This is a genomic window from Massilia sp. TS11 (assembly GCF_022012445.1).
Classification (GTDB): domain Bacteria; phylum Pseudomonadota; class Gammaproteobacteria; order Burkholderiales; family Burkholderiaceae_D; genus Telluria.
In genome coordinates this window covers 646,314-662,417 of sequence record NZ_JAKLTS010000001.1, presented here as the reverse complement: position 1 = coordinate 662,417, position 16,104 = coordinate 646,314, and the positions used below count along the sequence as shown (strand labels likewise).

General features: G+C 63.9%; 16 protein-coding genes. 4 read left to right on the top strand and 12 right to left on the bottom strand.

Annotation, left to right across the window (positions count from 1 at the left end; genetic code table 11):
• Positions 1-7: 7 nt before the first annotated feature.
• The 4 genes from LZ005_RS03095 (at position 8) to panC (ending at position 3,578) form a co-directional block, all read left to right on the top strand.
• Positions 8-1,582 (top strand): amidase, encoded by a 1,575-nt coding sequence (locus tag LZ005_RS03095; protein WP_237804569.1) that lies wholly within the window; start codon positions 8-10, stop codon positions 1,580-1,582.
• Between the two features lie 84 nt (positions 1,583-1,666).
• Positions 1,667-1,879, top strand: a complete 213-nt coding sequence (locus LZ005_RS03090) for a DUF3460 family protein (protein WP_237804567.1) — start codon at positions 1,667-1,669, stop codon at positions 1,877-1,879.
• A gap of 8 nt (positions 1,880-1,887) precedes the next feature.
• Positions 1,888-2,727: a ScpA family protein gene (locus LZ005_RS03085; RefSeq protein ID WP_237804565.1), complete on the top strand. Its 840-nt coding sequence runs from the start codon at positions 1,888-1,890 to the stop codon at positions 2,725-2,727.
• A gap of 11 nt (positions 2,728-2,738) precedes the next feature.
• Complete coding sequence (gene panC / locus LZ005_RS03080; RefSeq protein WP_237804563.1) at positions 2,739-3,578, top strand: pantoate--beta-alanine ligase; 840 nt, start codon at positions 2,739-2,741, stop codon at positions 3,576-3,578.
• A 3-nt stretch (positions 3,579-3,581) separates the two neighbouring features.
• On the opposite strand, the gene LZ005_RS03075 is transcribed toward panC, so the two are convergent.
• From LZ005_RS03075 to motB, 12 genes are all read right to left on the bottom strand, one after another.
• Positions 3,582-5,126 carry a flagellar hook protein FlgE gene (locus LZ005_RS03075; protein WP_237804561.1) on the bottom strand — a complete coding sequence of 515 codons (1,545 nt, stop codon included), beginning with the start codon at positions 5,124-5,126 and terminating at the stop codon, positions 3,582-3,584.
• A gap of 126 nt (positions 5,127-5,252) precedes the next feature.
• Positions 5,253-6,464 (bottom strand): EAL and HDOD domain-containing protein, encoded by a 1,212-nt coding sequence (locus LZ005_RS03070; RefSeq protein ID WP_237804560.1) that lies wholly within the window; start codon positions 6,462-6,464, stop codon positions 5,253-5,255.
• Positions 6,465-6,556: 92 nt separating this feature from the next.
• Positions 6,557-6,949, bottom strand: a complete 393-nt coding sequence (cheY, locus tag LZ005_RS03065) for a chemotaxis response regulator CheY (protein ID WP_237804558.1) — start codon at positions 6,947-6,949, stop codon at positions 6,557-6,559.
• Between the two features lie 124 nt (positions 6,950-7,073).
• Positions 7,074-8,144: a chemotaxis response regulator protein-glutamate methylesterase gene (locus tag LZ005_RS03060; RefSeq protein WP_237804556.1), complete on the bottom strand. Its 1,071-nt coding sequence runs from the start codon at positions 8,142-8,144 to the stop codon at positions 7,074-7,076.
• A gap of 14 nt (positions 8,145-8,158) precedes the next feature.
• A complete protein-coding gene (gene cheD, locus LZ005_RS03055; protein ID WP_237804554.1) occupies positions 8,159-8,761 on the bottom strand; it encodes a chemoreceptor glutamine deamidase CheD in 603 nt (200 codons plus the stop codon).
• Between the two features lie 11 nt (positions 8,762-8,772).
• Positions 8,773-9,624: a CheR family methyltransferase gene (locus LZ005_RS03050; protein ID WP_237804552.1), complete on the bottom strand. Its 852-nt coding sequence runs from the start codon at positions 9,622-9,624 to the stop codon at positions 8,773-8,775.
• Between the two features lie 51 nt (positions 9,625-9,675).
• Entirely contained in the window at positions 9,676-11,391 is a 1,716-nt protein-coding gene (locus tag LZ005_RS03045) for a methyl-accepting chemotaxis protein (RefSeq protein ID WP_237804550.1), read from the bottom strand.
• 40 nt (positions 11,392-11,431) lie between these two features.
• Positions 11,432-11,926: a chemotaxis protein CheW gene (locus LZ005_RS03040; protein WP_237804548.1), complete on the bottom strand. Its 495-nt coding sequence runs from the start codon at positions 11,924-11,926 to the stop codon at positions 11,432-11,434.
• Between the two features lie 29 nt (positions 11,927-11,955).
• Complete coding sequence (gene cheA / locus LZ005_RS03035) at positions 11,956-14,139, bottom strand: chemotaxis protein CheA (RefSeq protein WP_237804546.1); 2,184 nt, start codon at positions 14,137-14,139, stop codon at positions 11,956-11,958.
• 38 nt (positions 14,140-14,177) lie between these two features.
• Entirely contained in the window at positions 14,178-14,543 is a 366-nt protein-coding gene (locus LZ005_RS03030; RefSeq protein ID WP_237804544.1) for a response regulator, read from the bottom strand.
• 57 nt (positions 14,544-14,600) lie between these two features.
• Positions 14,601-15,107, bottom strand: a complete 507-nt coding sequence (locus tag LZ005_RS03025; RefSeq protein ID WP_237804542.1) for a chemotaxis protein — start codon at positions 15,105-15,107, stop codon at positions 14,601-14,603.
• Between the two features lie 76 nt (positions 15,108-15,183).
• On the bottom strand, positions 15,184-16,104 hold the full coding sequence (gene motB / locus LZ005_RS03020; RefSeq protein WP_237804540.1) for a flagellar motor protein MotB: 921 nt from the start codon (positions 16,102-16,104) through the stop codon (positions 15,184-15,186).

The following is a 16,104-nucleotide window of genomic DNA, read 5'->3' as shown; positions in this document are numbered from 1 at the left end:
GACCACCATGTCCCTCGACCGCAGAAGCTTTCTGACCAGTGCCGCCGTCGCCCTCTCCGCCCTGCCCGCCCAGGCCAAGGGCTTTGACATCGCCGAACGTTCCGCCACCGAACTGCAGGCCCTGCTGGCCAGCGGCAAGCAGTCTTCGCTGAGCCTGACGCGCCAGTATCTCGAACGCATCCGCCGCATCGACCAGGCCGGCCCGAAGATCAATAGCGTTATCGAAATCAATCCCGATGCGCTGGCGATTGCCGCTGAACTCGACCGCGAACGCAAGCTCAAGGGCCCGCGCGGCCCCCTGCACGGCCTGCCGGTCCTCATCAAGGACAATATCGCCACCCAGGACAAGATGCAGACCACGGCCGGCTCGCTCGCCCTGCTCGGCGCGCGCGCCCCGCGCGACGCCCACATCGTGCAGCGCCTGCGCGCGGCCGGCGCCGTCATCCTCGGCAAGACCAATCTGTCCGAGTGGGCGAATATCCGCTCGAGCCGCTCGACCTCGGGCTGGAGCGCGCGCGGCGGCCAGACGCGCAATCCGTATGCGCTCGACCGCAACACCAGCGGCTCCAGCGCCGGCACCGGCGCGGCCATCGCGGCCAGCCTGGCCGCGCTCGGGGTCGGCACCGAAACCGATGGCTCGATCGTCTCGCCCGCTTCGCGCTGCGGCCTGGTCGGCTTCAAGCCCACGCTCGGCCTGGTCAGCCGCGACGGCATCGTGCCGATCGCCCACTCGCAGGACACGGCCGGGCCGATGACGCGCAATGTGGCCGACGCCGCCCTGCTGCTGTCGGTGCTGGCCGGGCCGGATACGCGCGACGCCATCACCGTCGACGGCGCGCGCCAGATCGGCGACTACCTGCGCGCCCTCGACCCGCAGGGCCTGCGCGGCGCCCGCCTCGGCTATGTGAAAAACGCGCGCGTCAGCAACCGCCGCGTGTGGGAGCAGATCGACGCCGCCGTCGCCATCCTCAAGGCCCAGGGCGCCACCGTGGTCGAGGTCGACCTGCCGAATGCCGACAAATACGGCGCCAGCGAACTCGAAGTCCTGCTGACCGAGCTGAAGGCCGACCTGAACGCCTACCTGGCCGAATTCGGCCAGGGCGCGCCGGTGCGCAATCTGGCCGAGCTGATCGCCTTCAACGAGGCGCACAAGGACAAGGAAATGCCCTATTTCGACCAGGAGCTGCTGATCCGCGCCCAGGAAAAAGGCGGGCTCGACAGCCAGGTCTACCGCGACGCCCTGGCCAATAACCGCCGCTATGCGGGCGCCGAGGGCATCGACAAGGTGCTCGATGAAAACAAGCTCGACGCCCTGGTCGCGCCCAGTGGCGGCCCGGCCTGGCTGATCGACCCCATCAACGGCGACCAGAGCACGGGCGGCTTCAGCGGCCCGGCCGCCGTGGCCGGCTATCCGCATATCACGGTGCCGGCCGCCTATCTGGGCGGGCTGCCGATCGGCCTGTCCTTTGTCGGCCGCGCCTTTGCCGACGCCCAGCTGCTGCGCTACGCCTATGCCTTCGAGCAGGCCAGCCGCGCGCGCCGCGCCCCGGCCTACCGCAAGAGCGTGGGCGACGGGCTCTGATGTGGTTTTCTGCATTGCAACACTAGGCCGCCCCCGCCCGGCGCGGTAAAATAGACGTTCGGATCCTTTTTTTCCACCCAAGTCATGAAACTCACGAAACAATTCAGCATGTACGTGTCGGACCACGACCAGTTCATCAAGCAACTGAAAGCCCAGCGTCCGGACCTGGAAGAAAAGCAGCGCGAAGGCCGTGCCCTGCTGTGGGATAAAGCCCCGCAGACGCTGGCGGAACAGGCGCGCGTGCGCGAATCCACGGTCAAGCAGCAGCCCTACGTCTACCAGAACAAGCTGCGCTGATCGCGTCCATGGCGGAAGATCTGGCCCCGGCCGCTGCGGCGTCGCCCGACCCGGCCCAGGCCGCGGCCGATGCCGCCGTGGCCCGCCTGTACGGCGAGCCCCTGCTGCAGCTGCCGACCGACCTCTACATTCCGCCGGACGCGCTCGAAATCTTCCTCGATGCCTTCGAGGGCCCGCTCGACCTGCTGCTCTACCTGATCCGCAAGCAGAACTTCAACATCCTGGACATTCCGATGGCCCAGGTCACGCTGCAGTATCTGCAGTATGTCGAGCAGATCCGCGCACGCAATCTCGAACTGGCCGCCGAATACCTGCTGATGGCGGCCATGCTCATCGAGATCAAGTCGCGCATGCTGCTGCCGCAGAAAAGCCAGACCCTGGAAGACGAGGCCGGCGACCCGCGCGCCGAACTGGTGCGCCGCCTGCTCGAGTACGAGCAGATCAAGCTGGCCGCCTATGAACTCGGGGTGCTGCCCCAGGTCGGGCGCGACTTCTTCAGTCCCGAGCTGCATATCGAACAGAGCCTGACGCCGCGCTGGCCCGAGTGCGATCTGCAGGACCTGCAGCGCGCCTGGCTCGATGTGCTCAAGCGCGCCAAGCTGACCCAGCACCACCGCATCAGCCGCCAGGAATTGTCGGTGCGCGAGCACATGTCGGCGATTCTGCGCCAGCTGCAGTCGGCCCGCTTCGTCGAGTTTTCGGAACTGTTTGCACTCGGCGCCAGCGTGCCGGTGGTGGTCGTGCACTTCGTCGCCATGCTCGAGCTGGCCAAGGAAACCCTGATTGAAATTACCCAGGCCGAACCGTTCGCGCCCATCTATGTGCGCCTCGCCTATTCCCCGGCCTGAAGAAAGAAGCCATGAAAATCATCTCGACCATTGAAGAACTGCGCGACCAGCTGTCGGGCCAGTTGCGCACGGCCTTTGTGCCGACCATGGGCAATCTGCACGAAGGCCATCTGTCGCTGATGCGCCTGGCGCGCAAGCACGGCGACCCGGTGGTCGCCTCGATCTTCGTCAACCGCCTGCAGTTCGGTCCGAACGAGGACTTCGACAAATACCCGCGCACCTTCCACGCCGACGTCGAGAAGCTGGAAAAGGAAGGCGTGTATGTGCTGTTTGCGCCGACCGAAAAGGACATGTATCCGGAGCCGCAGGAATACCGCGTGCAGCCGCCGGCCGGCCTGGGCAATGCGCTCGAGGGCGAGTTCCGCCCCGGCTTCTTCACCGGCGTGACGACCGTCGTGCTCAAGCTGTTTTCCTGCGTGCAGCCGCGCGTGGCCGTGTTCGGCAAGAAGGACTACCAGCAGCTGATGATCATCCGGAATATGGCCAAGCAGTTCGCCCTGCCGACCGAGATCGTGGCGGCCGAAACCTGGCGCGCCGAGGACGGCCTGGCCCTGTCCTCGCGCAATATGTACCTGTCGCCGACCGAGCGCGCCGAAGCGCCGGCCCTGTACCAGACCCTGAGCTGGGTGGCCGAGGAAATGCGCGCCGGCCATGATGATGTGTTCGTGCTCGAGCGCACGGCGATGGAGCGCCTGCGCGCGCGCGGCTGGCAGCCCGACTACGTGTCGATCCGCAAGCAGAACGACCTGCAGCCGCCCTCGACCGGCGACCTCGCCCAGCACACCCCGCTGGTGGTGCTGGCCGCGGCCAAGCTCGGGACGACGCGCCTGATCGACAACCTCGAAATCTAAGCCTTAACGCAGGCTGATGATGGTCTGCAGGATCGAGTCTTCGGTCTTGATGGCCTGGGCATTGGCCTGGTAGAAGCGCTGCAGCGTGATCATGGCCACCAGTTCGGCCGTCACGTCCACATTCGAGTCCTCGACCGAGGACGCATTGACCGAGCCGAAGCTGCCCGTGCCCGGGGTGCCGATCTGCGGCACGCCCGAGGCGTCGGTGGCCGCGAAGGCATTATCCGAAATCGACTGCAGGCCGTCCGAATTGGGGAAGTTGGCCAGCACCACCTGACCGAGGGCCTGCACCACGCCATTGCTGTACTGGCCCTGGATGATGCCGTGCTCGTCGGCGGCAAAGCGCAGCAGATTGCCCTGCGGCCGGCCATCCTGGCTGATGCCGCCCGTGATGAAGGCCGAGCTGAACTGGGTGCTGCCGGTGAAGGCGACCGACACCGTCTGGCGCGCGGCGGCGCCGCTGCTCGGATCCATCGGGATTTCGAGCGAAATCGGCTGTTCCGAGGAATTCACCGAATCGATCGTGCCATCGTCCTTGAAGGCCAGGGTGCCGACCTTTTTCGGGGTCATGCGCAGGGCCGAGGCGATGGCCGTGTTGATCGTGGTCGGCGAGGCGCCCGGCAGATTGGCGGCGCCGGTGGCGTCGGCCTGCACGGCCTGGCGCACGGCGTCGATCTGTTCGGCCGTCGCGCCCTCGGCCGTGGCCTGGGTTTCAATCGCCGTCATGGCGGCGTCGCCATAGGCCTTGGCGGCTGCCTTGACAAGGGCCTTGGCCGCATCGTCCATCGGCACGGCCGCGGCCGCTTTCTGGTAGTCGAGTGCGGCGGCCTGAACAGCGGCATCGCTCTTCAGCACCTGCAGCACAGCCTCGTCCTTGAGCTCGACGCCGTCGTTCGAGGCATACACGTCCCACACGCCCGGGGCCGTTTTCACATAGTAGATCGAGAAATCGTGGCTCTGGCCGAGGGTGTCATACACCTGGGTCCAGGAACGCGCGTTATAGGTCAGCGGATCGTTCGGATCGAAGCCCTTGCTCGGGTTCGGGATCTCGCCGCGCGCGTCGAGGTTGACCTTGGCGGCCAGGCTCTTGGTGGCGCTGGCGGCGATATTGCCGGTGTTCAGACGCAGCGCGACCGGGGCGCCGCCCAGAATCTGGCCTTCGCCATTGACCGGATAGCCGGTCAGGGCCGCGCCCTGGCTGTTGACGATGGTGCCGTCCTTGGACAGCGAGAACTGGCCGTTGCGCGTGTACTGGACCTGGCCATTGCGCACGATGCGGAAAAAGCCCTGGCCGTTGATCGCCATGTCGAGCGGGTTTTCCGACTGCGAGATATGGCCCTGGGTCTGCGGCCGCGCCACGTGCACGGCACCCACGCCCTGGCCGGAATTGGTAGTCGAGGAAGCATTGATCGAGGTCGCATACGAATCGGCGAACTGGGCGGTACCGGCCTTGAAGCCGACCGTGTTGGCGTTGGCGACGTTATTCCCGATCGTTTCCAAGGCCAGCGAAGCGCCCTTCAGACCGCTTAAACCTTGTTGAAAACTCATGGTGTGCTCCTCGTTCCAAAATGTGTCAGGCCAAGCCTGGGATTAACACAATGGTAGGCGAAGCGGACGCGCCGCGATGGCGCGAAGAAGGGGCCGAAACGGCCCCAATTCAGGCTTTCAGACGGGTCAGGCCTGGATGCTCTGGGCCCAGCACAGGGCCTGCAGGTGGTAGGCGTTGACTTCTTCGGGCTGGATATTGACGGCCGCCGCCAGCGAGGCGACCAAGGCCGAATTCAGCTCGCAGGCCTCGGCCAGGGCCAGGTAGGGACCGTATTTACCGCTGCGTTCGAGCAGGGCCGCCACCACCGCCTCGGGCAGCTGGATGGTGTCGAGCACTTCCTTCATCGACAGGCCGAGCAGGCGGTCGAGCAGGGAGAACATGCCGGCCACGAACAGGTGTTCGGCCTCGCCGCGGCCCAGCACATGCTGGCCGAGCAGCTCGGTCAGGCGGCCGCGCACGACCGCCGTTTCCATCAGCACCGGCGAATAGCCGCTGGTCGAGGCCGTGGCCAGCAGCAGGGTCAGCCAGCGGTACAGCGGCGAATAGCCGAGCATGGCGATGGCCTGGCGCAGCGACTGGATTTCGCGGGCGGCGCCGAAACCGGCCGAGTTAATGAAGCGCAGCAGTTTGTAGCTGAGCGCCGGGTCGCGCTTGAGCACGCCTTCGATCTTGGGGATGTCTTCGTTCGCCTGCACCATCTGCATCAGCTGCAGGATGATGGTCTGGGCCGGATTCATGCCCTTGACCGGGTTGCCCGGGCGCGGGGTCAGGTGCAGCTTGCCGACAAAGGCGTCGAGGCCAAGCGCGGCGCAGGCGTCGAAATCGGCCCAGGTGGTGACCGGGCGTCCGACCACGCGCACCCCGGCCGTCTTCACGGCCGCATAATTGCGCGCCTGGGTCGCCACATCGGCGCCCGAGAAGCGCACTTCGATATACGAGCAGCTGGCCGCCAGGTTCTTGCCCAGATGGGACAGGTCGCCGCCGTCGCGCAGGGCGATGCCGACGCCGCCGGCGCGCAGGCCCTGGGCCGCGGCCAGGGTGTCGGGATGGGCCAGATCGGCCGCCTTCAGGGTCAGCACCGTGTGCTCGGGCGGCAGCGCATGCAGGGCATCGAGCGAGAGCATGGCCGGCACGGCATCGAGGAACAGGACTTTGTCGCGCAGCAGCCAGCCATGGTCTTCATGGCAGACCTCCCCCGCCACAAAACCGACCAGGTCTTCCAGCTCTTCCGCGCTGGGCGCCGGGCGCCCGTGCTGCTGCCACGACAATTCGTAGCCGATCACGCGCTGTTTCGGGTCGAGCAGGGGCTCGCGGACGATGAAATTGGAGTTGATCATGGGTGGGGATCAAAAAGACCAGGCCGCCGGCGGTCTGGGGGCGCGCGGCCGGGGCTGGTGCGCCGCCCGGCGGACGGCGCACCGCGGGGGCATCAGGCTGCGCCCAGCTTTTCGAAAATCTTGTTGAGCTTTTCGTCGAGGGTGGCGGCCGTGAAGGGCTTGACCACATAGCCATTCGCGCCGGCCTGGGCGGCAGCGATGATGTTTTCCTTCTTGGCTTCGGCCGTGACCATCAGCACCGGCAGCTTGGCCAGCTGGGGATCGGCGCGGATATTCTGCAGCATGGTCAGCCCGTCCATATTCGGCATGTTCCAGTCGGACACGACGAAATCGAAAGGTTCGCTGCGCAGTTTGGCCAGGGCCATCACGCCATCTTCGGCTTCATCGACATTGGCGTAACCCAGTTCTTTGAGCAGATTCCGGACGATGCGGCGCATCGTCGAGAAATCGTCTACCACTAAAAAGCGCATCTTTGGATCAGCCATGAATTACTCCGTTGTTTCTTGGTCTCGGGTTGGTGATAAACGGGTCTGCCGAAGCAGACCATAGAATAGCATTTCTTACTGCGAAAAAGCGTCGGATTTTTTTGTAAAAACTGTCGATTGTGGTTCACACACGCAGGGCGCGGCTGCCGTGCTGGGCCAGGTACCCGAGCACCATCCCTGGCAAGGCCTGCAGGGCGCCGACTTCGTGGGCGGCGCCGATCGCAATGGCCTCGCGCGGCATGCCGAAGACCACGCTGGACGCCTCGTCCTGGGCAAAATTATACGCCCCCGCATTCTTCATCTCCAACATGCCCTGGGCCCCGTCCTTGCCCATGCCGGTCAGGATCACCCCGACCGCGTTCTTACCGGCGTTCTGGGCCGCCGAGCGGAACAGCACGTCGACCGAGGGCCGGTGGCGGTTGACCGGCTCGCCATGGTCGAGCCGGGTGATGTAGTTGGCGCCCGACCGGGCCAGCTGCAGGTGCGAGTGGCCGGGCGCGATGTAGGCGTGGCCGGGCAGCACCCGCTCCTCGCCCTTGGCTTCGCTGACCGAAATCTTGCAAAGCGAGTCGAGGCGCTTGGCGAACGAGGACGTGAAGCCTTCCGGCATGTGCTGGGCGATCAGGATGCCCGGGCAGTCGGACGGCATCTGCATGAGGAATTCGCGGATCGCCTCGGTGCCGCCGGTCGAGGCGCCGATGATGATCAGCTTTTCCGACGAGGTCAGCGGATTGCGCAGGGCCGGCAGCGGCGCGTGGCCCTGCTCGCCCGGCTTGGGAATCGTGCGCGGCTTGATGCGCGCCTTGGCGGCGGCGCGAATCTTATCGGCGATCAGCTCGGCATACTCGCGCATCCCGCTCTGGATCGAAATCTTCGGCTTGGTGACGAAGTCGACCGCGCCCAGTTCGAGCGCGCGCATGGTGATTTCGGAACCGCGCTCGGTCAGCGAGGACACCATCACCACCGGCATCGGGCGCAGGCGCATCAGCTTCTCGAGGAAGTCGAGCCCGTCCATCTTGGGCATCTCGACGTCGAGCGTCAGCACATGCGGATTGGTCTGCTTGATCAGCTCGCGCGCGACGAGCGGATCGGGGGCCACGCCGACCACTTCCATGTCGGGCTGCTGGCTGATAATTTCCGTCATCACACTGCGGATCAATGCCGAATCGTCGCAGATCAGGACCTTGATTTTCATGGCAATCTCTTCTCTTAGAACAGGTCGATTTCCCCGCCGACGGGTTCGACCTTGAGCCGGCTCGCGTAATCGAGTTCGCGCTTGGCCAGCGTATCATTATGGGTCTGCATGAGTTTCTTCACGAGCACCTTGCCTGTCCTGGGGAAGAAATACACTTTACGCGGATAGACATCGTTCAAGTCCTCGGCGACGATCCGCATCTTTTCCGTTTTCAGATAATTGATCACAAAGGCGGCATTGCGCTCGCCCACATTGATCGCCGTGAAGCCGCGCAGCACGGCGCCGCCGCCGAACACCTTGGCTTCCATGTTCTCGCGCTTGGCCCCGGCCTTGAGCAGGTCGTTGATCAGCACCTCCATCGCGAAGGTGCCATACCGCATCGAGGCCGACACCGGCGAATTCACATCGCCGCCGCCGTCGGGCAGCATGAAGTGGTTCATCCCGCCCAGGCCGCTGACGCGGTCGCGGATGCAGGCCGACACGCAGGAACCGAGGACGGTGACGATCAGCATGTCCTTGTTCGTGTAGTAGTACTCGCCTGGCAAGATCTTGGCGGCGTCGCAGTCGAAAGTGCGATCGTAGTACACATTGGTCGCGAATTGCTTGTTTTGGTCCATCGGCTTCCTCGCTACGCTGAACGGCCGGCATGGGCACGGGCGTGCTCATCCAGCTCGTAGACGGTCTTGCCGCGCAGACGCAGCGCGTCCGACACATACAAGAAGTTCTCGGAATGACCGGCAAACAGCAGGGCATGCGGTTTCATCAGGGGCACGAAGCGCGACAGAATCTTGCGCTGGGTGCCCTTGTCGAAATAAATCATCACATTCCGGCAGAAGATGGCGTCGAACGGCCCCTGCACGGGCCAGCTGTCGGCCAGCAGGTTCAGCTGCTTGAAGGTGATCAGACTGCGCAGTTCCGGACGCACGCGCACCAGGCCTTCCTGCTCGCCCTTCCCTTTCAGGAAGAACTTGCGCACGCGCTCGGGCGCCATCTTCTCGATGCGGTCCATCGTGTAGACCCCATTGGCGGCCGTGTTCAGCACATTGGTGTCGATGTCGGTGGCGATGATCTGGCACGGCGGGTGCAAGGTGTTGAACACCTCGCACACGGTCATCGCGATCGAATACGGCTCCTCCCCGGTGGAACTGGCCGAGCACCAGATCTGGATCGGGCGCTCGTGCAGGTGTTTGACATGCTCGGCCAGCACGGGGAAGTGGTGGGCTTCGCGAAAAAACGAGGTCAGGTTCGTGGTCAGGGCATTGGTGAAACTCTCCCATTCATCCCCGAGGCGGCCGTTTTCCAGGTCGTCCAGGTATTTCTGGAAGGAGTTGATGCCGGTGGCGCGCAAGCGGCGCGCCAGGCGGCTGTACACCATTTCCTGCTTGCTATCGGCGAGCGCAATCCCCGCCCGCTTGTAGATCATCGAACGGACACGTTCAAAGTCGTGGTGCGTAAAATTAAATTCTTTGACGGTATCCATAAAGCTTCAGTGCACGCGAGTGGCGGCCTGGCGGCGCCAGGCCGGCGAGTGTCAGAACTCTTCCCAGTCGTCGTTGCTCGGCGGCGGGGCCGCTTTCTTTTTCGCTGCGGGCGCCGGGGCTGGGGCGCTCGGTTTGTCAATCGCGGGTCGCGGCGCGGCCATCGCCTTGGGCGCTGCCTTCACCACCGGTGCCGGGGTGGGCAGTGCGCGGCGCATCTGCGCGTCAGCCAACTGGAAGATGGCGACGGCTTCGGCCAGTTTCTGGGCCTGCTCCTGCATGCTCATGGCAGCGGCGGCGGCTTCTTCCACCAGCGCTGCGTTTTGTTGGGTCATTTCGTCCATCTGGGTGATGGCGGCATTGACTTCCTCGATGCCGGCGCTCTGCTCGGCGGTCGCGGCCGTGATTTCGCCCATGATGTCGGCCACCTGGCGGATCGAGGTGACGATCAGTTCCATCGTCTGGCCGGCTTCATCGACGAGCTTGGAACCGGAGTCGACCTTCTCGACCGAGTCGTCGATCAGGGCCTTGATCTCCTTGGCGGCGCTGGCCGAACGCTGGGCCAGATTGCGCACCTCGCCGGCGACGACGGCAAAGCCGCGCCCCTGCTCGCCCGCGCGCGCCGCTTCCACGGCCGCATTCAGGGCCAGGATATTGGTCTGGAAGGCGATGCCGTCGATGACGGAAATGATGTCGACGATCTTGCGCGAGGAGTCCTTGATCGCGCCCATGGTCTCGACCACCTGGCTGACCACGGTACCGCCCTTCTCCGCCACCGACGAGGCCGACACGGCCAGCTGATTCGCCTGGCGCGCATTGTCGGCATTTTGCTTGACGGTCGAGGTCAGCGCCTCCATCGAGGACGCCGTTTCTTCGAGCGAGGAGGCCTGGGATTCGGTGCGCGCCGACAGGTCGGCATTGCCCTGGGCGATTTCCTGCGAGGCCACGGTGATCGTCTCGGTGCCCAGACGCACATCGCCGACGGTGCGCGCGAGGCTGCCCGTCATGTCCTTCAGGGTCTGGAACAGTTCGCTCGTCTCGTCATTGCCGGCGATGTAGATATTCATCGAGATATCGCCATTGGCCACCTTCTGCGCCACTTCGACGGCGCCGGCCAGCGGCCGCGTGATCGAGCGCGTGGTCGCGTAGGCGCCGACCACGCCGAGCGCGACGGCGGCCAGGGTCAGGCCGAGCTGCAGCATCAGCAGCTGGTTGTCGGACTTGACGGATTTGTCGACGGCGTCCTTCTCGGCCGCCTGCTGGATGTCGACCAGCTTGTTCAGGGCCGCCAGGGTCTGGTTGTTGAGCGGGTCGATGCGGGTGGCGATGACCTTGGCCCCGCCTTCGGAGTTGAAGGCCAGCACCTGGCCGATCGCTTCCTTGAAGGCGGCGTCGACGTCGGCGTCGAGCTTGGCGATATCGGCCAGAATCTTCTTCTCGCCATCGTCCAGGCCCAGGCTCTGCAGCTTGTCACGCGCGCTGTCGTACTTCTTGCGCTGTTCCTTGACCTTCTGCTCTTCCTTCTGCATCAGCTCGACGTCGGCCTGCAGGCCGATGTTGCGCATGGCCAGGCCGGTTTCCAGCATGGCGCTCTTCATGTTCGAGGCCTGCAGCAGCTTGGCGCCGGTGACATCGAGGTTTTTCCGCAAGGTGGCTTTGTTGTTGTAGTTCAGGAAGGCCGTCATCGCGACCGTCACCACCAGAATCAGCAGGATGGCGCCGAAGCCCATGCCCAGCCGTGTACCGATCTTAAAATTACGCAAATCCATCACCCACTCCCCTTTTGTGTGTGTTGTTTGGCGGTGTGATTCAGGCAGCCAGCTTGTCGACCAGGCCCATTTCGCTCGAAGACATCAGCTTGTCGATATCGACCAGAATCAGCATCCGCTCTTCGATCGTGCCCAGGCCGATCATGTACTGGGCGTCGAAGGCGGCGCCCATGTCCGGGGCCGGCTTGATCTGTTCGGGCGTGAGGGTGGTCACGTCGGACACCGAATCGACCACCATGCCGATCACGCGGCCCGAGATGTTCAGGATGATCACGACGGTGAACTGGTCATAGGTCGGGGTGCCGAGGTTGAACTTGATGCGCATGTCCACCACCGGGATGATGATGCCGCGCAGATTGATCACCCCCTTGATGAACTCGGGCGCATTGGCGATGCGGGTTGGGGCTTCATAGCCGCGGATCTCCTGCACCTTGAGGATGTCGATGCCGTATTCTTCCGAGCCCAGCTTGAAAGCCAGGAATTCGTTGCCCAGACCGTCGGTGGACTTGATGGCCGATTGTGCGCTAAGGGACATAGTGTTTTCCTTCTTATAAAAAATTCTGCTTACGAATAGATCACTTCATCGCTGAGCTGGCGCGAGGACCGCATCACGGCCGACACATCCAGAATCAGGGACACGCCGCCATCGCCCAGGATGGTGGCCCCGGAAATCCCCGTGACCTTGCGGTAATTCGATTCCAGGTTTTTGACCACCACCTGCTGCTGGCCCACGAGCTCGTCCACAAACAGGCCGGCCTTGCGTCCATCCGATTCAAGGATGACGATGATGCCTTCCGAGGGATCGGTGAAACGCGGGGTGATGTCAAACATTTGGTACAGCGGAATCAGGGGCAGGTATTCGCCGCGCACCTTGATGACGCGGCCCTTGCCCGAGATTTCCTTGATGTCGTCCTTGACCGGCTGCAGCGACTCGACCACGAAGCCGAGCGGCAGGATGTAGATCTCCTCGCCGCAGCGGATCGACATGCCGTCGAGGATGGCCAGGGTCAGCGGCAGCGAAATCGTGATCGTGGTGCCGAAGCCCTTGGCCGAGCGGATGTCGACGGTGCCGCCCATCTGGGCGATATTCCGTTTGACCACGTCCATGCCGACCCCGCGGCCGGACACGTCGGTCACCACTTCGGCGGTCGAGAAGCCGGGCGCGAAAATCAGCTGCCAGACGTCCTCGTCGCTCATGCTGTCGGACACGGGCAGGCCATTTTGCTGGGCCTTGGCGAGAATGCGCTCGCGGTTCAGGCCGCCGCCATCGTCGGACACTTCGATGATGATATTGCCACCCTGATGGCCGGCCGACAGGAACAGGCGCCCGGCTTCGCTCTTGCCGGCGGCGCGCCGCACTTCCGGCATTTCGATGCCGTGGTCGATCGAATTGCGCACCAGGTGGGTCAGCGGATCGACGATGCGTTCGATCAGGCCCTTGTCGAGTTCGGTGGCGGCGCCATTCGTGATGAAGTCGATCTTCTTGCCCAGCTTGTGGGCCAGGTCGCGCACCATGCGCGGGAAGCGCGAGAACACGAAGTCCATCGGCATCATGCGGATCGACATCACGGCTTCCTGCAGGTCGCGCGTATTGCGCGTCAGCTGGGACACCGAGGACAGCAGGCGTTCATGCTCCATCGGGTCGAGGCTGCCCGAGCGCTGCTCGATCATGGCCTGGGTGATCACCAGTTCGCCGACCAGGTTGATCAGCTGGTCGACCTTTTCGACCGACACCCGGATCGACGAGGACTCGGCGCCGGCGCCATGCGCGGCATTGCCGGCCGCGGCCTTGGCGGCGGCCTTCTTCTCGTGGGCGGCCTCGGCCGCGGCTTTGCTCGCTTCGGCTTCCTCGGGCGTGGGGGCGGCCGCCGGCGCGGCGGCCTGGGCCGCCTGGGCGCGGATCTGTTCGATCGGCTGGAAGAAGCCGTAGCCGCGCTCCTCGTCGCTCTTGTCGGCGTCGGCCTTGGCCGTGTCGGGGGCGACCGGATCGAAGAAGCCATAGCCCTGCTCGTTCTCGATGCGGTCGCGCTCGGCTTTTTCCTTGGCTTCCTGCTCCGGCGTCAGGGCCGGCGCTTCGAAGATCTTGAGGTCGTCGGGATTGAGCACGAACGAGCAGATCGCGATGATGTTGTCCAGCGGCTCATTGGTGGTCAGGGTCAGGGCCGTGCGGTCTTCGGGCAGGGGCATCACGCTGATGCGGCCCAGCAGGCCGAGTTCGGCGGCCAGGGCATTGATGTCGCGCTGCGGCACCTGCGGCAGCTCGATCCGGTAGCGGTGCGCGCCGCCCTGGTGGTGTTCGGCCGCTTCCATGCCGGAGGCGATGAAGGACGGGGTGCTGCTGTGGGCCGGCGGCGTGCCCGCCCCTTCCGACAATTCCTGCAGCATCATGCGCACATTCGCCACCGCGTCCTGATCGACGGCGGCGCCATTGCGGTGGCCGTCGAGCTGCATCTTGAGGATGTCCTTGGCGGCCAGGAAGGCGTCCACGTGTTCTGACGTGAGCGCCATTTCGCCCTTGCGGATGCGGTCCAGCAGGGATTCCAGCACGTGGGTCACCTCGGTCATATCGGTCAGGCCGAAGGTGGAGGCGCCGCCCTTGATCGAGTGGGCCGTACGGAAAATCGCGTTCAGATCCTCGGGATCCGGATTTTCCACGTCCACGCCCAGCAGCAGCCTTTCTTTTTCAGCCAGCAGTTCCTCGGCTTCATCAAAGAAGACCTGGAAGAACTGGCTAATGTCGATGCTCATGGTGACACTCCGTCGTTTCTTCTTCTCGTGGCGGCGCTTTAGCCGATGACCTTTTTCACCACCTCGATCAGGCGCTGCGGATCAAACGGCTTGACCAGCCAGCCATTGGCCCCGGCCGCGCGGCCCTTGGCCTTCATCTCGTCCGAGGACTCGGTCGTCAGCATCAGGATCGGCACCTTCTGGTAGGACTGCAGCCCACGCAGCAGCTTGATCAGCGACAGGCCGTCCATGCGCGGCATGTTCTGGTCGGTCAGGACCAGATCGACCGTCTGGTTCTTGGCCTTTTCCAGACCGTCCTGGCCGTCGACCGCTTCGATCACCGCATAGCCTGCGGCCTTGAGGCTAAAAGCCACCATCTGGCGCAGGGAACTGGAATCGTCGACTGCGAGTATTGTTTTAGCCATCTTTGCTCCCACTATCAAATCCGGGCAGGGCCCTTGTTATCACGAGTGATCACGAACTCAGAACAGTTCGATGTCGCCGCTTTCCAAATGTTTTTGATTGACCGCCTTGCGCAGCTCGCTGCGCAATTCGAGCGACTGGATCGCCAGGGTCATGCTGACTTTGCCGATCAGATCGACGATTTCATCGGTACCGCTTTCGGGCACCAGATCGGCGCCGTGCACGCCGAGCGTGCCGAGGAATTCGCGCAGGCCGGTCACGCGTTTCAGCGTGCGGTCGAGCAGCTGGGCCGTCATGTCCTGGAACTGCATGCTGGTGATGGCGGCATTCACATAGCCGCCGATCTCGCTGCTCATCCCGGCCAGGGCGGCGCGCTCCTCCTCGCTCAGGCTGCCGCCGGCGAGCAAGGTATCGATACTTTGCTGGCGTGCCGTGACCGCCTGATGAATCGCCATGAAATTACTGGTCAGCTTTTCAATCGCCTCTTCCAGCAGCAGCTCGGTCTGGATCAGGTCGGTTTCCGCTTCGGTCAAGTGCTTTTTGCCGTGTTCGGAAATGCCGGACATCAGCCGCCGAACATGCGGGCCTAACACCTTTTTCTTACTCATCGGACTCCCCTACAAAATGGCCTGGCAGCCACCCTCATTTCGAGGGCGCGGCCGGCGGCGCCACGCTGTCGTCTTCCTCTTCCGTGTGGAGGGAAGCCTTGCGCGTGATTTCTTCTTCTGTGCGTTTATTCATGACCAGGATGCTGATGCGGCGGTTGATCGGCTCAAACGGATCGACCTTGTTCAGCGGCACGGCGGAGGCCAGACCGACCACGCGCAGCACCTTGGTTTCCTTCATGCCGCCCTGGATCAGCGCGCGCCGCGAGGCGTTGGCGCGATCGGCCGACAGCTCCCAGTTACTGTAGCCCTCTTCCGACAGGAAGGGCGTCGCATCGGTGTGGCCCGACAGGCCGATCTTGTTCGGCACCTCGTTGAGCAGATCGCCGATCGCGACCAGGATGTCATGCATGTAAGGCTGCAGTTCGGAACGGCCGGCCGCAAACATCGGTCGATTCTGCTCGTCAACGATCTGGATGCGCAAGCCTTCCATCGTGATGTCGATCAACAACTGCTTCTTGTATTTCTTCAGCTGCGGGCTGGCGTCGATGGTCGCCTCGATCTTCGACTTCAGGGCCGTGAGCTTCTGGGCTTCTTCCTTTTCCAGCTGGGCCTTGGCGGCGATCAGGTCATAGGTTTTCTTCACGGGCGTGGTCTCGCCCTTTTTCACCTGACCGGTGCGGCGCGTCAGATCGGTGCCGCCGCCCTGGATCACGGACGAGCTGTCACCACTGCCCTCGCCGCCCGACATGGCCACCTTGAGCGGCGTCTTGAAATATTCAGCAATCCCGTTGAGGTCGCCCTTGGTGGTCGAACCGAGCAGCCACATCAGCAGGAAGAAGGCCATCATCGCCGTCACGAAGTCGGCGTAAGCGATCTTCCAGGCGCCGCCGTGGTGTCCACCGCCGCCCTTCTTGATGCGCTTGACGATAATCGGCCGGAGGCCTTCTTCAGCCAT